Here is a 14,823-nt window from a genome sequence, read left to right as displayed (position 1 = left end):
GCGCGGAACGCAAGGGAGAGCCGCCATGGCCGGTACGCCCGCGACGGTCTGCTCGCACCTGGACCAGGTCCGGCGCGTCACCCCCGACAGTCCGGACTCCTGTCCGCAGTGCGTCGCGCAGGGTGACTCGTGGGTGCATCTGCGCGAGTGCCAGAGCTGCGGGCACGTCGGCTGCTGCGACTCCTCCCGCAACAAGCACGCCACCGCGCACCGCGAGGCCACGGGCCATCCCCTGATCCGCTCGTACGAACCCGGCGAGACGTGGTGGTGGTGTTACGAGGACCAGGTGACGTTCGACGTCGACGGCGTCGGCCCCGCCCGGCCGGCCTGAGACGGCGCCCCGGAGCGTTCACGCGGCGCAGCGGCTTCACCGACCGCTGAGCGGTCCCGCGCCGCACCCGGCCTCATGCCCGCGCCGCCTCCAGTGCCTCCTCGAATTCCACGTACGCGTGCGCGTCGAAGAGCACGAACCGCACCTCCTCGATGGGTGCGGCGGCCTCCTCGAGCACGGTGCGGACGGCGATGCGGGCACCGTCGTCCATCGGCCAGCCGTAGATGCCGGTGGAGATGGCGGGGAAGGCGATCGTGCGCGCCCCCAACTCACCGGCGAGGCGCAGGGATTCGCGGTAGCAGGACGCCAACAGCGCCGAGCGGTCCTCGGCACTGCTCCAGACCGGGCCGACCGTGTGCACGACCCAGCGGGCGTCGAGTTTTCCGGCGGTGGTGGCGACCGCCCGGCCCGGGCGCAACCCCTTGCCGTACGTCGATGCCCGCAACTCCCGGCAGGCGGCCAGGATTTCGGGGCCGCCCTGCCGGTGGATCGCGCCGTCGACCCCGCCGCCGCCGAGCAGGGAGGAGTTGGCGGCGTTGACGACGGCGTCGACGGACTGCTGGGTGATGTCGCCCCGTACGAGGGTGACGGTGACGGCGGAAGAGGTGCGCATACGGCCATCATGCCGTGGTGCGCGGGTCCGTGGTGGCCGGCCGCGCGGGGCGGCCGTCAACGACGGCCGGACGGGCCCGTTTCCCTCAGCCGCCGCCATACCGCCTTCGCCGCGTGGTGTCCGGACATGCCGTGCACGCCCGGCCCGGGCGGGGTCGCCGAGGAGCAGATGTAGACCGAAGGGTGAGCGGTCGTGTACGGCACCCGGGCGAGCCGGGGGCGGATCACGGTCTGCAGCCCGGAGAAGGCGCCGCAGGCGATGTCGCCGTCGACGTAGTTCGCGTTGCGCACCGCGAGCCGGGGCGGGCCCGCCACCGCGCGGGCGAGCACGAGGTCGCGGAAGCCGGGGGCGAATCGCTCCAGTTGGCGTTCGATGACGTCGGTGGCGTCGCCCTCCCAGCCCGCCGGGACATGTCCGTACACCCAGAAGACGTGCTTGCCCTCGGGTGCACGGGACGGGTCGGTGAGGGTGGGCTGTGCGGTGATGAGGAACGGCACGCTCGGGTCGCGGCCGGTCACGGCGGCGCGCAGGGCGGAATCGATCTCACCGGCCGTGGGGCCGATGTGCACCGTGCCGGCCCGGCGGGCTTCCTCGGCGGTCCAGGGAACGGGGCCCGACAGCGCATAGTCGATCTTGAAACAGGAGGCGCCGTAGCGGAAGTCCCGGTAGGCGTTGCCGAGTCCGGCGATCCGGGCCAGCGCGGTCGGGGAGGTGTCGAAGACGTAGGCGCGGGCGGGCGGCAGCTCGTCCAGCCGCCTGACCTCCGTACCCGTCCGGATGACGCCGCCCTGCTCGCGCAGGTACGAGGCGAGGGCGTCGGAGATGGCCTGAGAGCCGCCGCGCGGCACCGGCCAGCCGTTCTCGTGCGCGGCGAGCGCGAAGAGCAGGGCGATGCCGCCGGTCGCGAGTCCACTGGTGGGAGCGATGGCGTGGGCGGCGAGCCCGGCGAACAGGCCCCGGGCCTTCTCACCGCGGAAGCGGCGGGACAGGAGCGTGGCGGGCTGGATCGCGTCGAGCCCGAAGCGCGCCCAGCGATACGGATCACGGGGCAGTCCGTCCCACGGGGTCCGCAGGAAGTCCTGCGCGAGGCTGTCCCAGTGGCCGAGGAAGGGGGCGAGGAGTCTCCGGTAGGCGCCCGCGTCCTGCGGACCGAGCGCCATCGCCGTCTCCCCCACCGAGGTGGCCAGCACGGCGGCGGTCCCGTCCGGGAAGGGGTGGGCCAGGGCGAGCTGCGGCTGCAACCACTCCAGGCCGTGCCGGGCCAGCGGCATCGCGCCGAAGGCGGGCGAGCCGATGCCCAGCGGGTGGACCGCCGAGCAGGGGTCGTGCCGGAAGCCCGGAAGCGTGAGTTCTTCGGTACGGGCTCCGCCGCCGACGGTCTCCCCGGCCTCGAAGACCTCCACGGCGAAACCACGGCGGGCGAGTTCGGCTGCGGCGGTCAGTCCGTTGGGGCCTGCTCCCACGACGACGGCATCGAGCATCGACGGCACCTTCGGACTCCTTTGTCAGCCGACGGTATGAGCCCACAGGATATTCGCAGGCGCCGGAGGCGCGGGCGGGGGTAGCGTCGCCGCCCGATGAGTACCGAGAAGCCGCCCCGGACGCCGCCCCCGCACCCGCTGTCGGCCGGCGCCCGGGGCGCCGCGGAATCCGGGTTCCGCCGGCGGATCGAGGACATGGCGGACCGGTTGACCGGCGTACCCGGCATCCGCGCCGTCGTCCTCGGCGGCAGCCGGGCCCGGGGCGCCCACCGGCCGGACTCCGACTGGGATCTGGGCCTGTACTACCGTGGCGCCCCCGGTCTCGCCGCCCTCACCGCACTGGCCTCCGCACTCCAGGGCTCCCCGGTCGAGGTGGCCGGGCCGGGCGGCTGGGGGCCGTGGGTGAACGGCGGGGCGTGGCTGCGGGTGGACGGGGTTCCGGTCGACTGGATCCTGCGCGACCTGGACCGGGTCGAGGCGGTCTGGTCCGCGTGCCGGGAGGGCCGGTTCGAGGTGGGAATCCAGCCCGGCCATCCGCTCGGCTTCTGGTCCCCCGCCTACCCGGGCGAGGTGGCGCTCGGTCGCGTACTCACCGATCCGCACGGCGAGCTGACGTCCCTTCAGCAGGAGACGGCCGGCTACCCGGAACCACTGCGCGCGGCGCTCGCCGAGGCGGCCTGGGAGGCGGAGTTCTCTGTGGCGGCGGCGCGCAAGTCGGCACCGGCCGGGGACCGGCTCCATGTCTCACTGTGTCTGTCCCGGGCGTTCGGCGTCCTCGCCCAGTCGCTGCACGCCCACCACCGCACCTGGTGCCTCAACGAGAAGGGGGCGCTGGCCGCCGCCGCGGCCCTGCCGGACACGCCTGCGGACTTCGCGGAGCGGGTGGGTGAAGCGCTGGGGGGGCTGGACGCCGCGGCGGTGGAGACGGCCGCGGCGCTCGTGCGGGACGTACGCGAGGTGCTGCGCTCAGGCTGAGCCGGCGCGAGAACGGAGACCGTAGGATGCCGCCATGATCGCCGAATTGCAGTGTGTGGTGCTCGACTGCCCCGACCCGTCGCGACTCGCCGAGTTCTACCGCTCCCTGCTCGGCGGCCGGGTGAACAAGGTGGACCGGCGGTGGGCGGTCGGCGACGACTGGGCCACGCTGCACACCCCGGCCGGTTCGGTGGTCGCGTTCCAGCGCGTGGTGGACCACCGGCCGCCGCGGTGGCCCGACCCCGAGCGCCCCCAGCAGTTCCACCTGGATTTCGGCGTGCCCGACCTGGACGCCGCCGAACGGGAGGTGGTGGCGGCCGGCGCGACCGTCCTGGACGACGGGGCCGGGACGGACCGCCCGTGGCGCGTGTACGCCGATCCGGCCGGGCATCCGTTCTGCCTGGTCAAGCACGGTCCCAGCCCTTCCTGACACGGGCTCGGTGCGGGCTCGGTCCCGCTGAATGGCCGTGACGCAGCGGGCGAGCAGCTCGCGCAGGGTGTTGCGTTCCCCCGGAGTGAACTCGTCCGCGATGCGGCGCTCGATCCGCACCGCCCGCTCGTCCGCGAGCCGCAGCGTCTCGGCCCCGGTCTCCGTGAGCCGCGTCTCCAGCAGGCGCACTCGACTTCGACGACGTCATGATGGAACGCGGCTACGAGGGCCTTGAGGCGTACTGCCGGAGCAAGCTCGCGATGATCATGTCGACGTTCGACCTGGCCGCCGCCCGGACGCCCGGCAGCGGGGTCACGTTCAACGCCGTGCACCCGGCCCACCTGATGGACACGGAGGGGGTGCGGGCGTACGGACCGACTCCCGCGGTCCCGTGGAGGAGGGCGTCCGTCCGACCGTGCGACTGATCACCGACCCTGCCCTGGCGGAGGTCAGTGGCCGCTGCTTCGACCGGTTCACGGAGGCGTCCGCCCATGAGCAGGCGTACGACCCGCGGGCGCGCGAGCGCCTCGCCGCGCTCACCCGCGCCCTGCTGGCCTGAGCAACCCGCCGGGCCCTGCCCCGCTCGGGGCCCGGTGCGCGGCGCGCTCGGGCCGTGTGCGGCCCTGGCACTCAGGCCCCGGTGCGCAGCGCGGCCAGAATGCGCTCGGCCGTCGCGCGGTCCCTGGCAGCCGTGAAGGGCAGAGCGTTGCCGCCGGTGATCCGGAACGGCGCCCCGGACAGCGTGGACTGGGCACCGCCCGCCTCGGTGACGAGCAGGAGCCCCGCCGCGTGGTCCCACGCGAACTCCCAGTTGAAGGCCAGCGCGTCGAGTTCACCGCGGGCGACGGCGAGGTATTCGAGGCCGGCCGAACCGCAGGGGCGGGCGTCGATGCCTTCGGTCCGCAGGCCGAGCAGGGCCCGCTTCTGTGCGTCGGTGGTGTAGTCGGGGTGCGACATCGCCACCCGCAGCACGGCATCGGGGGCGGGCGAGCCGGAGCGTATCGCGGTGCCGTTCAGCGTGGCTCCCCGGCCGCGGACGGCGACGGCCATCTCGTCCAGGGCGGCGGCGTACGTCCAGGAGGCCAGCAGTTCGCCCCGGTGCGCCAGGGCGACCAGGGTGCAGAACCCCGTTTCTCCGCGGACGAACTGGCGGGTGCCGTCGACCGGGTCGACGATCCACACGGGGGCCTCGCCGCCCAGCTCCTCGTACACCTTCGGGTCGGCGTGGACCGCCTCCTCGCCGACGACCACGGAACCGGGCAGGAGCCGCCGCAGGGACCGGGTGAGGTGCTCCTCGGCGAGCCGGTCCGCGGTGGTCACGAGGTCGTGCGGACCGTTCTTCTCGACGATCTCGTGGGCGGCGAGCTGCCGGTAACGCGGCATGATCTCGGCGGCGGCCGCTGCGCGGACCGCCGCCTCGACCTCGGTCAGGTCCCCGGCAAGGAAGTCATCGATCATGTCCCCCAGCTAAGCACGGGCGCGCGGAGCGCCGACGACGTGGTCATGACGATAAGGCGGCAGGCCTGCCACCCGGTGCGCCTCGGCAGGGCTCCCAGGAGCGGGCGACCGGTGGGGCGCAGAGGCGAAGCCCGGCAGGCGGCAGGCGGCAGGCGGCAGGCGGCGGGCGGCGGGCGGCGGGCGGCGGGCGGCGGGCGGCGGGCGGCGGGCGCTGCGAACAGCCGGGACCGCAGCACAGTGCCTCCCGCGCATGCGGCGTGCTCCCGCAGCCCGCCGGTTGCCCTACTTCCGGTTCCGGCGCTCCCGCTCGGTGGTGCCGCCCCAAACCCCGTACTGCTGGCGGAACGTCTCGGCGAAGGACTGGCAGTCCGACTTCACCGGGCAGGCCACACAAACAGCGCGGGCACCGTCTTCCCTTCGCCTGCGTGCGCTTCCTCGTTCTCGCGGTGGAGAGAAGAAGACTGAACTCTTCATGCCTCGACAAGCCGCTTCTCCCTGCCATTCCCAGGCGCGGAGAAGCGGTTCGGTTTCTGCTTTCATGATTCTCCCGTCCGGTGCTGCTCCTTGTCCGCCGGAGCCGGTATCAGAGTGCTGAACACGCGCCATACGCGACACGATGCCGCCTACGCCCGTAACGATGTGCGCGTCGACGTCCGAAGCGACGCCATCCGTCCGGCCGGCTGATCAGCCGGCGGTTCATCCTTCGAAAACCTCCCGCAGGGCGGCCTCCTGCTCCCTGTCGAGATTCGACCGGATCAGCTCCGCGTGCTCCTTGGGAATGGCCTCCTTCACCCGGTCCACCACCTCGCCCTCGGACAGCAGGAAGAGCGCCGAGGTGCCGGGCGTGACCTCGGAGGTGACCGCCTTGATGAAGTCGTCGTCGATGCCCACATCCGCCAACTTGCCCCCCAGGGCGCCTGCGGCGGCTCCGACGGCGGCGCCCAGGAGCGGCATGAGGAAGATCAGGCCGAAGAGCAGACCCCAGAAGGAGCCCGACAGCGCACCCGCACCCGTCAGGTCGGTGAGCTGCTTCGTCCTGGGCTTCCGGGCCTCTGCCGGCCACCTGACGGTAGCGGCGTCCACCACCTTGATCAGTTCCTGCTTCTGCAGGTCGAGCAGTTCCCGTTCCACCTGTTGTGCGCTTTCCGGCGCATCGAACTTCCAGACCGTCAACGTGGCCATGTCTTTCCCTTTCCGGAGCGTGGATTCCGAGCCCAGTAAAAGGCCCGGCAGAACCTTTTCCGAGCCGCATATCCCCTCTGTGCAGCGTCGGGACATTTCCCGGCACGCGGAGGCAAGAATCAGGCGCGGAGCCGAGGCGTGCGGGCCGGCGTGCCCGGCGGGGCCACGCGTCCGTCGATTTCCGGATCTCGGTCATCGGTGCGCTCTGAGAACCATGGAAGTGCGCTGACAGGAAAGGCCGACCTCAGCCCGCTCATTAAGCTGACCGGCTCCATGACAATCAGCTGGAGACGGACAGTGACCAAGCAGAATATCGCCGAGCAGTATGTCGATCTCCTGGCCCGTGCAGGCGTACAGCGCATGTACGGCGTGGTGGGCGACAGCCTGAACCCCGTGGTGGACGCCGTCCGGCGGCATCGGTCCCTGGAGTGGGTACAGGTGCGCCACGAGGAGGTCGCGGCATTCGCCGCCGGCGCCGAGGCGCAGCTCACCGGACGGCTTGCGGCCTGCGCCGGCTCGTGCGGGCCGGGCAACCTGCACCTCATCAACGGCCTGTACGACGCCCACCGCTCGATGGCACCCGTCCTCGCCCTGGCCGCGCAGATACCCAGCGGTGAGATCGGCACGGGTTACTTCCAGGAGACTCACCCGGACCGGCTGTTCGCGGAGTGCAGTCACTACTCGGAACTGATCTCCTCACCCCGGCAGATGCCTCGCGTGGTGCAGACGGCGATCCAGCACGCGGTGGGGCGGCGCGGCGTGTCGGTGGTGGCCCTGTCCGGGGACGTCGCGGAGGAAGCCGCCCCTCACGGCGGAGCCGAGCTGTCGGCAGGGACGGACCGGCCCTCCGTCCGGCCGGCCGACCACGAACTGGCGCGGCTGCGGGAGCTGGTGGACGCCGCAGGCAAGGTCACGCTGTTCTGCGGCCGCGGTGTGGCCGGCGCACACGCCGAGGTCATGGCCTTCGCGGAGAAGATCAAGGCCCCGGTGGGCCACGCACTCCGTGGCAAGGAGCACATCCAGTACGACAACCCGTTCGACGTCGGCATGTCCGGCTTGCTCGGTTACGGGGCCGCCTACGACGCGATGCACGCATGCGACCTGCTGATCCTTCTCGGCACCGACTTCCCCTACTCCCACTTCCTTCCGCGGGACGTGAAGACGGTGCAGATCGACATCCAGCCTGAACGGCTGGGCCGGCGTACCCAGTTGGAGCTCGGTGTCTGGGGAGACGTACGCGAGACGCTGAGGTCTCTGACTCCGGCCGTGCGGGAGAAGACGTCGCGGCGCTTCCTCGACCGGATGCTGCACAAGCATGCGCACGCCCTGGAGAAGGCGATCGGCGCCTACACGCACGACGTGGAGTCACTCACCCCCATCCACCCCGAGTACGTGGCGTCCGTCCTGGACGAGGAGGCCGCCGACGACGCGGTCTTCACGGTGGACACCGGCATGTGCTGTGTCTGGGCGGCCCGCTACCTCACCCCGAACGGTCGTCGTCGCATACTCGGCTCGTTCGTTCACGGCTCGATGGCGAACGCCCTGCCCCAGGCGATCGGCGCCCAGTTCCTCGACCGTGGACGGCAGGTGGTGTCCCTCTCGGGCGACGGCGGCTTCTCCATGCTGATGGGTGACTTCCTCACCGCGGTCCAATACGACCTCCCCGTGAAGGTCGTCGTCTTCAACAACTCCTCCCTGGGCATGGTCGACCTGGAGATGATGGTGGACGGGCTGCCCCCGCACGGCACCGGCTACCCCCACACGAACTACGCCGCCATCGCCACCGCGGCCGGCGCGCACGGCATCCGGGTGGAGACTCCGGGGGAGGTGCGCGGCGCTCTGCGCGAGGCGTTCGCCCATGACGGACCGGCCCTTGTCGACGTGGTCACCGATCCGGACGCACTCGCCGTCCCGCCCCGGACGACCGCCGGACAGATCAGTGGCTTCGCCCTGTCCGCAGGCCGCACCGTCCTCACCGGTGGAGTCGGTCGCATGGCTCACCTCGCCCGCACCAACCTCCGGAACGTTCCTCGCCCGTGAGCCCGGGACGGGGTCGACGTGGTGGTGCCGCCGTTCGCGCCGGCACGTCGGCGAACGACGCCGTTGACAGGTCGCTCGTGGCGGAACGGTCAGCGGCGCCGGTGCGAGCAAGCGGCCCCGGTGGTGGACGAGTTCCCGGTGCCGGCGTGACGGCGGATGAGCAACCGGCGCTCCCCGGCACTTTGCCCGGCCACGGACCCGAACCGGTCAGGGGCCGCACGCTCCAGCGCACGGCGACGCTCCCCCGCGGATGCGTCGGAGCGCGACCCCCACACTTCGGGAGAAGGTGATATGTGCTGTGAAAGAGGTTGATTCTTACCTGTAGTACGACTCGTACGGACACTATATGGACATGTTTTCTTCCGTCCGCAGACGCGTTGCACACTCTGGTGTCTCAATCCTTTCCATCGGCAGGCGGAGCATGAACGCAGGGCGGGAACGCAGGGGTCGACTGCTGGGGCTGACGAGCCTCACGATCGCGGCAAGCGGCCTGCTCGCCTTGCTCATAGGCCTGGGCTTCGCGGTCCTCATATGGGCTATCGCCGACTCGAACGACGCCACTTCGGCCAGACGTGCCTCCCGGTCCGCCCTCGTCGAAGCCGGAGCCATGGAGCAACTGCTCGTCGACCTGGAGACGGGGCAGCGTGGTTACGTCATCACCAAGAACGAGGAGTTCCTCGCCCCCTGGGTGGCGGCGCGCGACGCACTTCCGGAGGAGACCCGGCGGTTCACCGAGAGCACCACGTCCCGGGCGCAACAGCGTGCCGCCCAGCGGATCGCACGGGGGGTGCGGTCCTTCCTCGACGTCAACTCCACCCCGGTGGTCGAGATGGTCCGGCGTGGCGACCCGGCCGCCTCCGATCTGAAGGAGACGTCCGAGGGGAAGGACCGCGTCGATGCGCTGCGGGAAGAATTCGACCGTTACATGAAGGACGAACGCATTCAGCTGGCGGAGCGTGAGGACGCCGCGGAAGCCAACAGCCGGCAGGCCGTACTCGCCGCTGCCCTGGGGCTCGCGGCGTCGACGGCGCTCGTGGCCGTCTTCACGGTGCTCCAGCACCGAGCGGTGGTACGGCCCGTGCGCGGGGCCGCGGCGGCGGCACGGAAACTGGCCGGCGGTGACCTGTCCGTGCGGGTTCCCCCCAGCAGGGTGGCGGAGATCGGCACGCTGGGCGCGTCCTTCAACAACATGGCGTCCTCCCTCCAGAACAGCCGCCGCCGCATCATGGAGAGCACCGAGGCGGTGCACCGCCGTACCGCCCGGGACCTGCACGACGGGGCGCAGCAGCGTCTGGTGAGCCTGATGATCGGGCTGCGGCTGGCGCGGGAGCTGATTCCCGGCACGGAGACCTCCGCGGTCGACCTGCTGGACCAGTCGATCGACAACGCTCAGACGGCGATCAACGAACTGAGGGAGCTCGCCTCGGGGATCTACCCGCTCGTGCTGACGGTGAAGGGCCTGGTCCCGGCGGTGAAGGACCTGGCGTCCCGATGCCCCGTGGCCACGGTCGTCGAGAGCAGGGACGAGCGCAGGATCTCGACGACGGTCGAGTCGAACGCGTACTTCGTGGTGGCCGAGGCCGTCACCAACGCGGTCAAGCACGCCCGGGCGTCCAGGATCGACGTCCTCGTCGAGTTCGGCGACATGCTGAGGATCACCGTCTCCGACGACGGGATCGGCGGCATGGACATGGCCCACGCGGGCAGCGGGATGACCGGTCTGGCGGACCGCGTGGCGGCCTTCGACGGCTCGCTGGCCATCGACTCCCCGCCCGGCGGCGGCAGTACGATCCGGATCCGGATCCCGGTTCCGGACTGATCCTTCCGCCTGCCCTGTGCGAGAACCGTCGGGCACGCGGACGCAGCAGCGCTCCGGCAGTGGCCATGGGGGAGCCCACCCCCAGCAGTCCGGGGTGCGGCAGGCCGAGGACGTACCCGAGTGCGCGCCCCCCTGATCCGCGCCGTCACGGGCCGGGTGGCCGGGCCGTACGCGAGCGCCGCGGAACCGTCGGGCCGGCGGAAGGGGCGGCGGCCCCGTCCGGAGGTCGGCGCCGCCTGCGAACCTGGGGTTTCCCCCACAGTCTCCGTAAGGCCCACCCTCAGCGGCATCTCAGGTGTCCTTTACAGCCATCGGTACCGGTGAGGGCAGATCCTGTCAGGACCGAAGACACCACACCTGCGAAAGCCGATGACCAGGGACGAGGGCGGCATCTCGCTCCCTCCCTGGCCGGCGCAGCTCGCGACAGCGGCCTACGACGCTCCGTGCTGCCTCGGCCCCAACGGCCCACGTATCACTGGAGGCTGCCATGATCCGCGCGACTGACTTCCCGCCGGCGACGCACGATGCTCCGAGGCCGGGCACTCATGACGGCCATGCTTCTGCCTCGGCCCGGCGCGGCGCCCGAAGACAGTCCGGCGAAGGAGCCGAGGGCGCGGCACCGGACGGGAGGAAGGAGCGGGTGGACGCCCTGTACACGACGGAAGGGGTGCCCGGTCACCAGCGACCGGCCTACTGGCACGATGCCGTGTCGCGCATGCTCCCCTCCGCCGACCTCTCGATCCGCGCCGCCGAATGCCGGGGGACCCTCCGGCTGTCCCCGCTCGGTCCGGTGCAGGCCGTCACCCTGCAGGGCGACGCCATGCGCATCCGCCGGCCCGCGCGGCCGGCCGCTTCCCACCGCGACGGGTCCGTTCTGGTCGTGGCACCGGCCGAGGGGCACGCTGTCGTCGACCAAGGTGACGGAGGCATCCACGTGCGTCCGGGGACGACCGCGTTCTGTGACCTGGCCCGCCCGCTGTGCCTCGACCTCTCCCGCGCCCATCACGTGAAGTTCCTCATCGTCCCCCGATGGCTCCTGGGTCTGACGGAGGACGAACTGCGACGGCTGACGGCCACCCCCGTCCAGGCGGACACACCGTCGGGGTCGCTCCTGTCGCTGCTGCTGACGCAATTGGTGAACACGGCTCCCACGCTTCCCCGGGGCACCGGTGAGATGCTGGTCCGCAATGTCGTCGACCTCGTCTCCGTCCTGGCGGGCGAACGGCTCCACCCGGCAGCGGACGGAATACCGGAGGCCACGCGGCATTTGCTGCCCCGGATCCAGGAGCACATCGACCTGCACCTCGCGGATCCGGACCTGACTCCCGAATCCATCGCCCAGGCCCACCACATCTCCGTCCGTTACCTGCACAAGCTCTTCGAGCACGAGGCCACCACCGTCAGCCGGTGGGTCCAGCGCCGGCGTCTCCATGAATGCCGCCGAGAACTGGCCCGCAGGACAACGTCGAGCCGGACCATCTCCGCGGTGGCCCGCCGGTGGGGATTCACGAGCGCCGCCCACTTCAGCCGGGTGTTCCGGATGACGTACGGCATGTCCCCGGCCGAGTGGCGGCGCCTGGCACGTCAGGACTCACCCGCGCAGGCGGCGACCCGCACGGCCGCGGGGTACGAGACCGCTCCCGGGGCGTTCTCACCGGGCGGGGACCGTCGCCCGGCGGAGCACCGCGTCGGCCTCGGCACCGCGGCAGCCTGACCCCGGCACACCCCGCCAGGCCGGGGCCCTGGGGCGTGGTGGGGCGCCGAAGGACCCCCCGGTGGAAGAGACATGCCTCCCGCACAGGTCCAGGGGGCCGGAGACCGGCCTGGCACGAACCCTCCGGCTGCCGCCCTTCGCGTCACGCCGCTCCAGGAAGTGATCGGTTTGCCGTCGTATCTCACCTGCCCCCGACGCTTGACGCACACGGCCCCCGGGGGAATCGGCGGCGGCCGTCCGCCGCTCGTGAGCAGCGGGAACGGGGTTGTGCGCGGTGGTACACAAACCGTAGGGATCCCCCTATGGTCGGGCCGCCCGAACGCTGTGCATGCTGGGTCGATGTGCATCAACATCGTCGTCGTCGACGACGACCCCGGGTTCCGGCGCATCGCCACCACACTGCTGACGGCACGGGGCCTGCGTGTCGTGGCGGTGTCCGGCGACGGAGCCTCGGCCCTGACCACGGTGCGGGCGCATCGCCCCCACGGCCTGCTGCTCGACCTCCACCTGCCTGACGTGGACGGTCTCAGTGTGGCCCGGCAGCTGGCGGAGGAGGACGAGCGGCCCCGGGTGGTCCTCACCTCCACCGACGACCTGCAGTGGTCGCGGGAGGAACTGGAGAGCGCGGGAATCGAGTCCTTCGTCGCCAAGGACAAGCTGTTCGATGCTGATCTGCGGGGTCTGTTCGCGCCCTCCGCGCCCTGACGTCCGCTGAGGACGATCGGCCCGGGGTGGTACGCACCTCCACCGACGACCTGCAGGGGTCGCGGGGCGGCCGGCGGCGTCACCGCCACCTTCCGTTCGGCTACTGCCCGAGGTAGCGCAGCACGGCCAGCACGCGCCGGTGCCGGCCGTCCCCGGACCCTGCCTGGCTCAGCCCCAGCTTCAGGAAGATGCCGGTCACATGCCGCTCCACGGCCGCGATGCTGACGAAGAGCTGCTGGGATATCCCCGTGTTCGAGTGACCTTCGGCCATCAGCCCCAGAACCTGCCGCTCCTTGGGGGTCAGCGCGGCGAGCGGATCCTGCGGCCGTTTGCGCCCCAGAAGCGCCGAGATCACGTCCGGGTCCAGCGCGGAGTCCCGGGCCACCACCCGCTCGACGGCATCGATGAGGATCTGCGGGCTGGCCACCTTCTCCTTCAGGAGGTAGCCCACTCCGCTCGGATCGTCCCCGACCAGGTCGAGCGCGTAGGAGGCGTCCAGGAACTGGGACAGGACGATGACAGCGGTCTCCGGCCGCTCGGCCCGGATCTTCCGGGCGGCCTCCAGGCCGTCCGCTTCCAGGTTCGGCGGCATCCGGATGTCGGTGATCACGACATCGGGGAGGTGCTCCTGCGCGGCGTGCACGAGGTCCACCGCGTTGTCGACGGCCGCGACCACGTCGATGCCCGCCTTGCGCAGGATGGCCGCGATGCCTTCGCGCATGATCGGCTGGTCTTCTCCCAGCACCGCCCGCAGTGGTTTGCCCATGGCCGCATCCTAGTCGGGGAAGAGTCTCACCTCGACGACGAGACGTACGCGTGTGCGAATACGGGCGACCCGTGACCCACGCCTTCGACGTCGGCTTCCCCCACGCACGGGGGAACCGGCAGGAGCCGGGGTGCGCGTGCGGCTACCCGCCGGGTGGGGCGGTGCCGTTCGCACCCTCCGGGGCGCCGACAGCCGGCCACGGTCTCCCGGTCGGCGGTGCGGCACGCGACCGGCGGTGCGCCTCCCCGCTCCGTCCCTCCGTACACGCCGGTCCTCTCGCCGCCGCCGGTCAGGCGAGGTGCCGCAGCAGAGCGGCGACGGCGGGGGACGGCTCCCCGGGCGGGCGTACCACCATGACCTTCCACCGGGGCGCGTGCCGGCTGATGGGGTACTGGCGCAGGTCGGGGAAGCGGTCGGCGATCGACAGGGGCATGATGCAGACACCCAGGTCGTTGCGGACCAGTTCGGCTGCCGCGACGATGTCGTTCACCTCGAAGGTGGTGGCGCGGTCGACGCCCGCGGCCCGGAAGGAACGGTCGACCGCGTAGCGGATGGCCCAGCCGGGCGAGAAGTCCACCAGCGGCAGACGGGCGATGTCGTCCAGGTCCACTCCGCTGTCAGGCGTCGCCCCGGAGACGGTGCGGCTGGGCGCAGCGAGCACCACCATCTCCTCCTCGGACAGCAGTCGGGTGGTCAGACCACGCTGCTGCCTGCGGTCGAGAGCCACGACCGCCAGGTCGACCGATCCGTCCCGCAGCGCCTGCCGGATGTCGGCGACCGCGGCCTGGCGCAGCTGGACCACCACGCCCGGGTGCTCACCGCGCAGACCTGCGAGCGCGTGGTGGAGTCCTGCCCACACCCCCTGCATGGTGCCGACCGTCACCCGGCCCCGCAGCTGTCCCTGGACCGCGCTGACTGCTTCCCCGACCGCCTCCGCCGCGTGCAGGGCGGTTCTGGCCGCGGTGACGAACGCTTCGCCGGCCGGGGTCAGGGCGACTCTGTGCGTGGTGCGGTCGAACAACGGGGTCCCGAGTTCTCGCTCCAGGGACTTGACCGTCCCGGACACGGCCGACTGCACGACGTGCAGTCGCCGGGCCGCGGCCGTGAAGGTACCCGCCTCGGCCACCGCGACGACGACCTCCATCTGTCGCAGATCCATCATGCGCTCCTGATCGGGGACTCCCCGCCGGGCGGGGGCCGTTGTCGGGCCGGGCGACATCGTAGGGGGCCGTGGCGGTCCGGCGTCCGCTCGGACGCGTACCAGCGGGGTGTCGACGAGACGCCCGGCGAGGAACCACTCCGGGAGTCC

General features: G+C 71.7%; 14 protein-coding genes and 1 pseudogene. 8 read left to right on the top strand and 7 right to left on the bottom strand.

Features of this window, described 5'->3' with window-relative positions; translation table 11 throughout:
• Window positions 1-25: 25 nt before the first annotated feature.
• Complete coding sequence (locus tag E6R60_RS02160; RefSeq protein WP_136324616.1) at window positions 26-331, top strand: UBP-type zinc finger domain-containing protein; 306 nt, start codon at window positions 26-28, stop codon at window positions 329-331.
• Between the two features lie 73 nt (window positions 332-404).
• On the opposite strand, the gene E6R60_RS02155 is transcribed toward E6R60_RS02160, so the two are convergent.
• Together E6R60_RS02155 and E6R60_RS02150 are read right to left on the bottom strand one after the other, a co-directional pair.
• Complete coding sequence (locus E6R60_RS02155; RefSeq protein WP_136324615.1) at window positions 405-944, bottom strand: O-acetyl-ADP-ribose deacetylase; 540 nt, start codon at window positions 942-944, stop codon at window positions 405-407.
• A gap of 56 nt (window positions 945-1,000) precedes the next feature.
• Window positions 1,001-2,434, bottom strand: a complete 1,434-nt coding sequence (locus tag E6R60_RS02150) for an NAD(P)/FAD-dependent oxidoreductase (RefSeq protein ID WP_136324614.1) — start codon at window positions 2,432-2,434, stop codon at window positions 1,001-1,003.
• A gap of 186 nt (window positions 2,435-2,620) precedes the next feature.
• On the opposite strand from E6R60_RS02150, the gene E6R60_RS02145 reads away from it, so the two are divergent.
• The 3 genes and pseudogenes from E6R60_RS02145 to E6R60_RS37135 form a co-directional block, all read left to right on the top strand.
• Complete coding sequence (locus E6R60_RS02145) at window positions 2,621-3,400, top strand: nucleotidyltransferase domain-containing protein (protein WP_136324899.1); 780 nt, start codon at window positions 2,621-2,623, stop codon at window positions 3,398-3,400.
• Window positions 3,401-3,434: 34 nt separating this feature from the next.
• Window positions 3,435-3,830: a VOC family protein gene (locus E6R60_RS02140; protein ID WP_136324613.1), complete on the top strand. Its 396-nt coding sequence runs from the start codon at window positions 3,435-3,437 to the stop codon at window positions 3,828-3,830.
• 185 nt (window positions 3,831-4,015) lie between these two features.
• Window positions 4,016-4,389, top strand: a pseudogene (locus E6R60_RS37135) (3-oxoacyl-ACP reductase); the annotation flags it as partial.
• Between the two features lie 71 nt (window positions 4,390-4,460).
• Here E6R60_RS37135 and E6R60_RS02130 read toward each other — a convergent pair.
• From E6R60_RS02130 to E6R60_RS02115, 3 genes are all read right to left on the bottom strand, one after another.
• Window positions 4,461-5,288 carry an inositol monophosphatase family protein gene (locus E6R60_RS02130; RefSeq protein WP_136324612.1) on the bottom strand — a complete coding sequence of 276 codons (828 nt, stop codon included), beginning with the start codon at window positions 5,286-5,288 and terminating at the stop codon, window positions 4,461-4,463.
• A 282-nt stretch (window positions 5,289-5,570) separates the two neighbouring features.
• The gene (locus E6R60_RS02120; protein ID WP_136324611.1) at window positions 5,571-5,828 is read right to left on the bottom strand and encodes a WhiB family transcriptional regulator; all 258 of its coding nucleotides are present in this window, start codon (window positions 5,826-5,828) and stop codon (window positions 5,571-5,573) included.
• Between the two features lie 156 nt (window positions 5,829-5,984).
• Window positions 5,985-6,470, bottom strand: a complete 486-nt coding sequence (locus E6R60_RS02115; RefSeq protein WP_136324610.1) for a DUF1269 domain-containing protein — start codon at window positions 6,468-6,470, stop codon at window positions 5,985-5,987.
• A gap of 297 nt (window positions 6,471-6,767) precedes the next feature.
• On the opposite strand from E6R60_RS02115, the gene E6R60_RS02110 reads away from it, so the two are divergent.
• The 4 genes from E6R60_RS02110 to E6R60_RS02095 all read left to right on the top strand — a co-directional run bounded on the left by E6R60_RS02110 (window position 6,768) and on the right by E6R60_RS02095 (window position 12,748).
• On the top strand, window positions 6,768-8,510 hold the full coding sequence (locus E6R60_RS02110) for a pyruvate dehydrogenase (RefSeq protein WP_136324609.1): 1,743 nt from the start codon (window positions 6,768-6,770) through the stop codon (window positions 8,508-8,510).
• A 421-nt stretch (window positions 8,511-8,931) separates the two neighbouring features.
• Window positions 8,932-10,329 (top strand): CHASE3 domain-containing protein, encoded by a 1,398-nt coding sequence (locus E6R60_RS02105; RefSeq protein WP_136324608.1) that lies wholly within the window; start codon window positions 8,932-8,934, stop codon window positions 10,327-10,329.
• Between the two features lie 640 nt (window positions 10,330-10,969).
• Window positions 10,970-12,043: a helix-turn-helix domain-containing protein gene (locus E6R60_RS02100; RefSeq protein ID WP_168713522.1), complete on the top strand. Its 1,074-nt coding sequence runs from the start codon at window positions 10,970-10,972 to the stop codon at window positions 12,041-12,043.
• A 339-nt stretch (window positions 12,044-12,382) separates the two neighbouring features.
• The gene (locus tag E6R60_RS02095; RefSeq protein ID WP_136324606.1) at window positions 12,383-12,748 is read left to right on the top strand and encodes a response regulator; all 366 of its coding nucleotides are present in this window, start codon (window positions 12,383-12,385) and stop codon (window positions 12,746-12,748) included.
• A 100-nt stretch (window positions 12,749-12,848) separates the two neighbouring features.
• Here the strand turns inward: E6R60_RS02095 and E6R60_RS02090 are convergent, their stop codons facing one another.
• Both E6R60_RS02090 and E6R60_RS02085 read right to left on the bottom strand, forming a co-directional pair.
• Window positions 12,849-13,514 (bottom strand): response regulator transcription factor, encoded by a 666-nt coding sequence (locus tag E6R60_RS02090; RefSeq protein WP_136324605.1) that lies wholly within the window; start codon window positions 13,512-13,514, stop codon window positions 12,849-12,851.
• A gap of 289 nt (window positions 13,515-13,803) precedes the next feature.
• The gene (locus E6R60_RS02085) at window positions 13,804-14,676 is read right to left on the bottom strand and encodes a LysR family transcriptional regulator (RefSeq protein ID WP_240802359.1); all 873 of its coding nucleotides are present in this window, start codon (window positions 14,674-14,676) and stop codon (window positions 13,804-13,806) included.
• Window positions 14,677-14,823: the final 147 nt, after the last annotated feature.

The sequence above is a fragment of the Streptomyces sp. A0642 genome, from assembly GCF_004795105.1.
GTDB lineage: Bacteria > Actinomycetota > Actinomycetes > Streptomycetales > Streptomycetaceae > Streptomyces.
The sequence above is the reverse complement of the archived record's forward strand: the minus strand, read 5'-3'. Positions and strand labels throughout refer to the sequence as shown.

Excerpts from the sequence above, each read along its gene's own strand:
- E6R60_RS02160 (WP_136324616.1), top strand. The coding sequence starts at position 26 with ATGGCCGGTACGCCCGCGACGGTCTGCTCGCACCTGGACCAGGTCCGG.
- E6R60_RS02155 (WP_136324615.1), bottom strand. The coding sequence starts at position 944 with ATGCGCACCTCTTCCGCCGTCACCGTCACCCTCGTACGGGGCGACATC.
- E6R60_RS02145 (WP_136324899.1), top strand. The coding sequence starts at position 2,621 with ATGGCGGACCGGTTGACCGGCGTACCCGGCATCCGCGCCGTCGTCCTC.
- E6R60_RS02140 (WP_136324613.1), top strand. The coding sequence starts at position 3,435 with ATGATCGCCGAATTGCAGTGTGTGGTGCTCGACTGCCCCGACCCGTCG.
- E6R60_RS02130 (WP_136324612.1), bottom strand. The coding sequence starts at position 5,288 with ATGATCGATGACTTCCTTGCCGGGGACCTGACCGAGGTCGAGGCGGCG.
- E6R60_RS02120 (WP_136324611.1), bottom strand. The coding sequence starts at position 5,828 with ATGAAAGCAGAAACCGAACCGCTTCTCCGCGCCTGGGAATGGCAGGGA.
- E6R60_RS02115 (WP_136324610.1), bottom strand. The coding sequence starts at position 6,470 with ATGGCCACGTTGACGGTCTGGAAGTTCGATGCGCCGGAAAGCGCACAA.
- E6R60_RS02105 (WP_136324608.1), top strand. The coding sequence starts at position 8,932 with ATGAACGCAGGGCGGGAACGCAGGGGTCGACTGCTGGGGCTGACGAGC.
- E6R60_RS02095 (WP_136324606.1), top strand. The coding sequence starts at position 12,383 with ATGTGCATCAACATCGTCGTCGTCGACGACGACCCCGGGTTCCGGCGC.
- E6R60_RS02090 (WP_136324605.1), bottom strand. The coding sequence starts at position 13,514 with ATGGGCAAACCACTGCGGGCGGTGCTGGGAGAAGACCAGCCGATCATG.
- E6R60_RS02085 (WP_240802359.1), bottom strand. The coding sequence starts at position 14,676 with ATGATGGATCTGCGACAGATGGAGGTCGTCGTCGCGGTGGCCGAGGCG.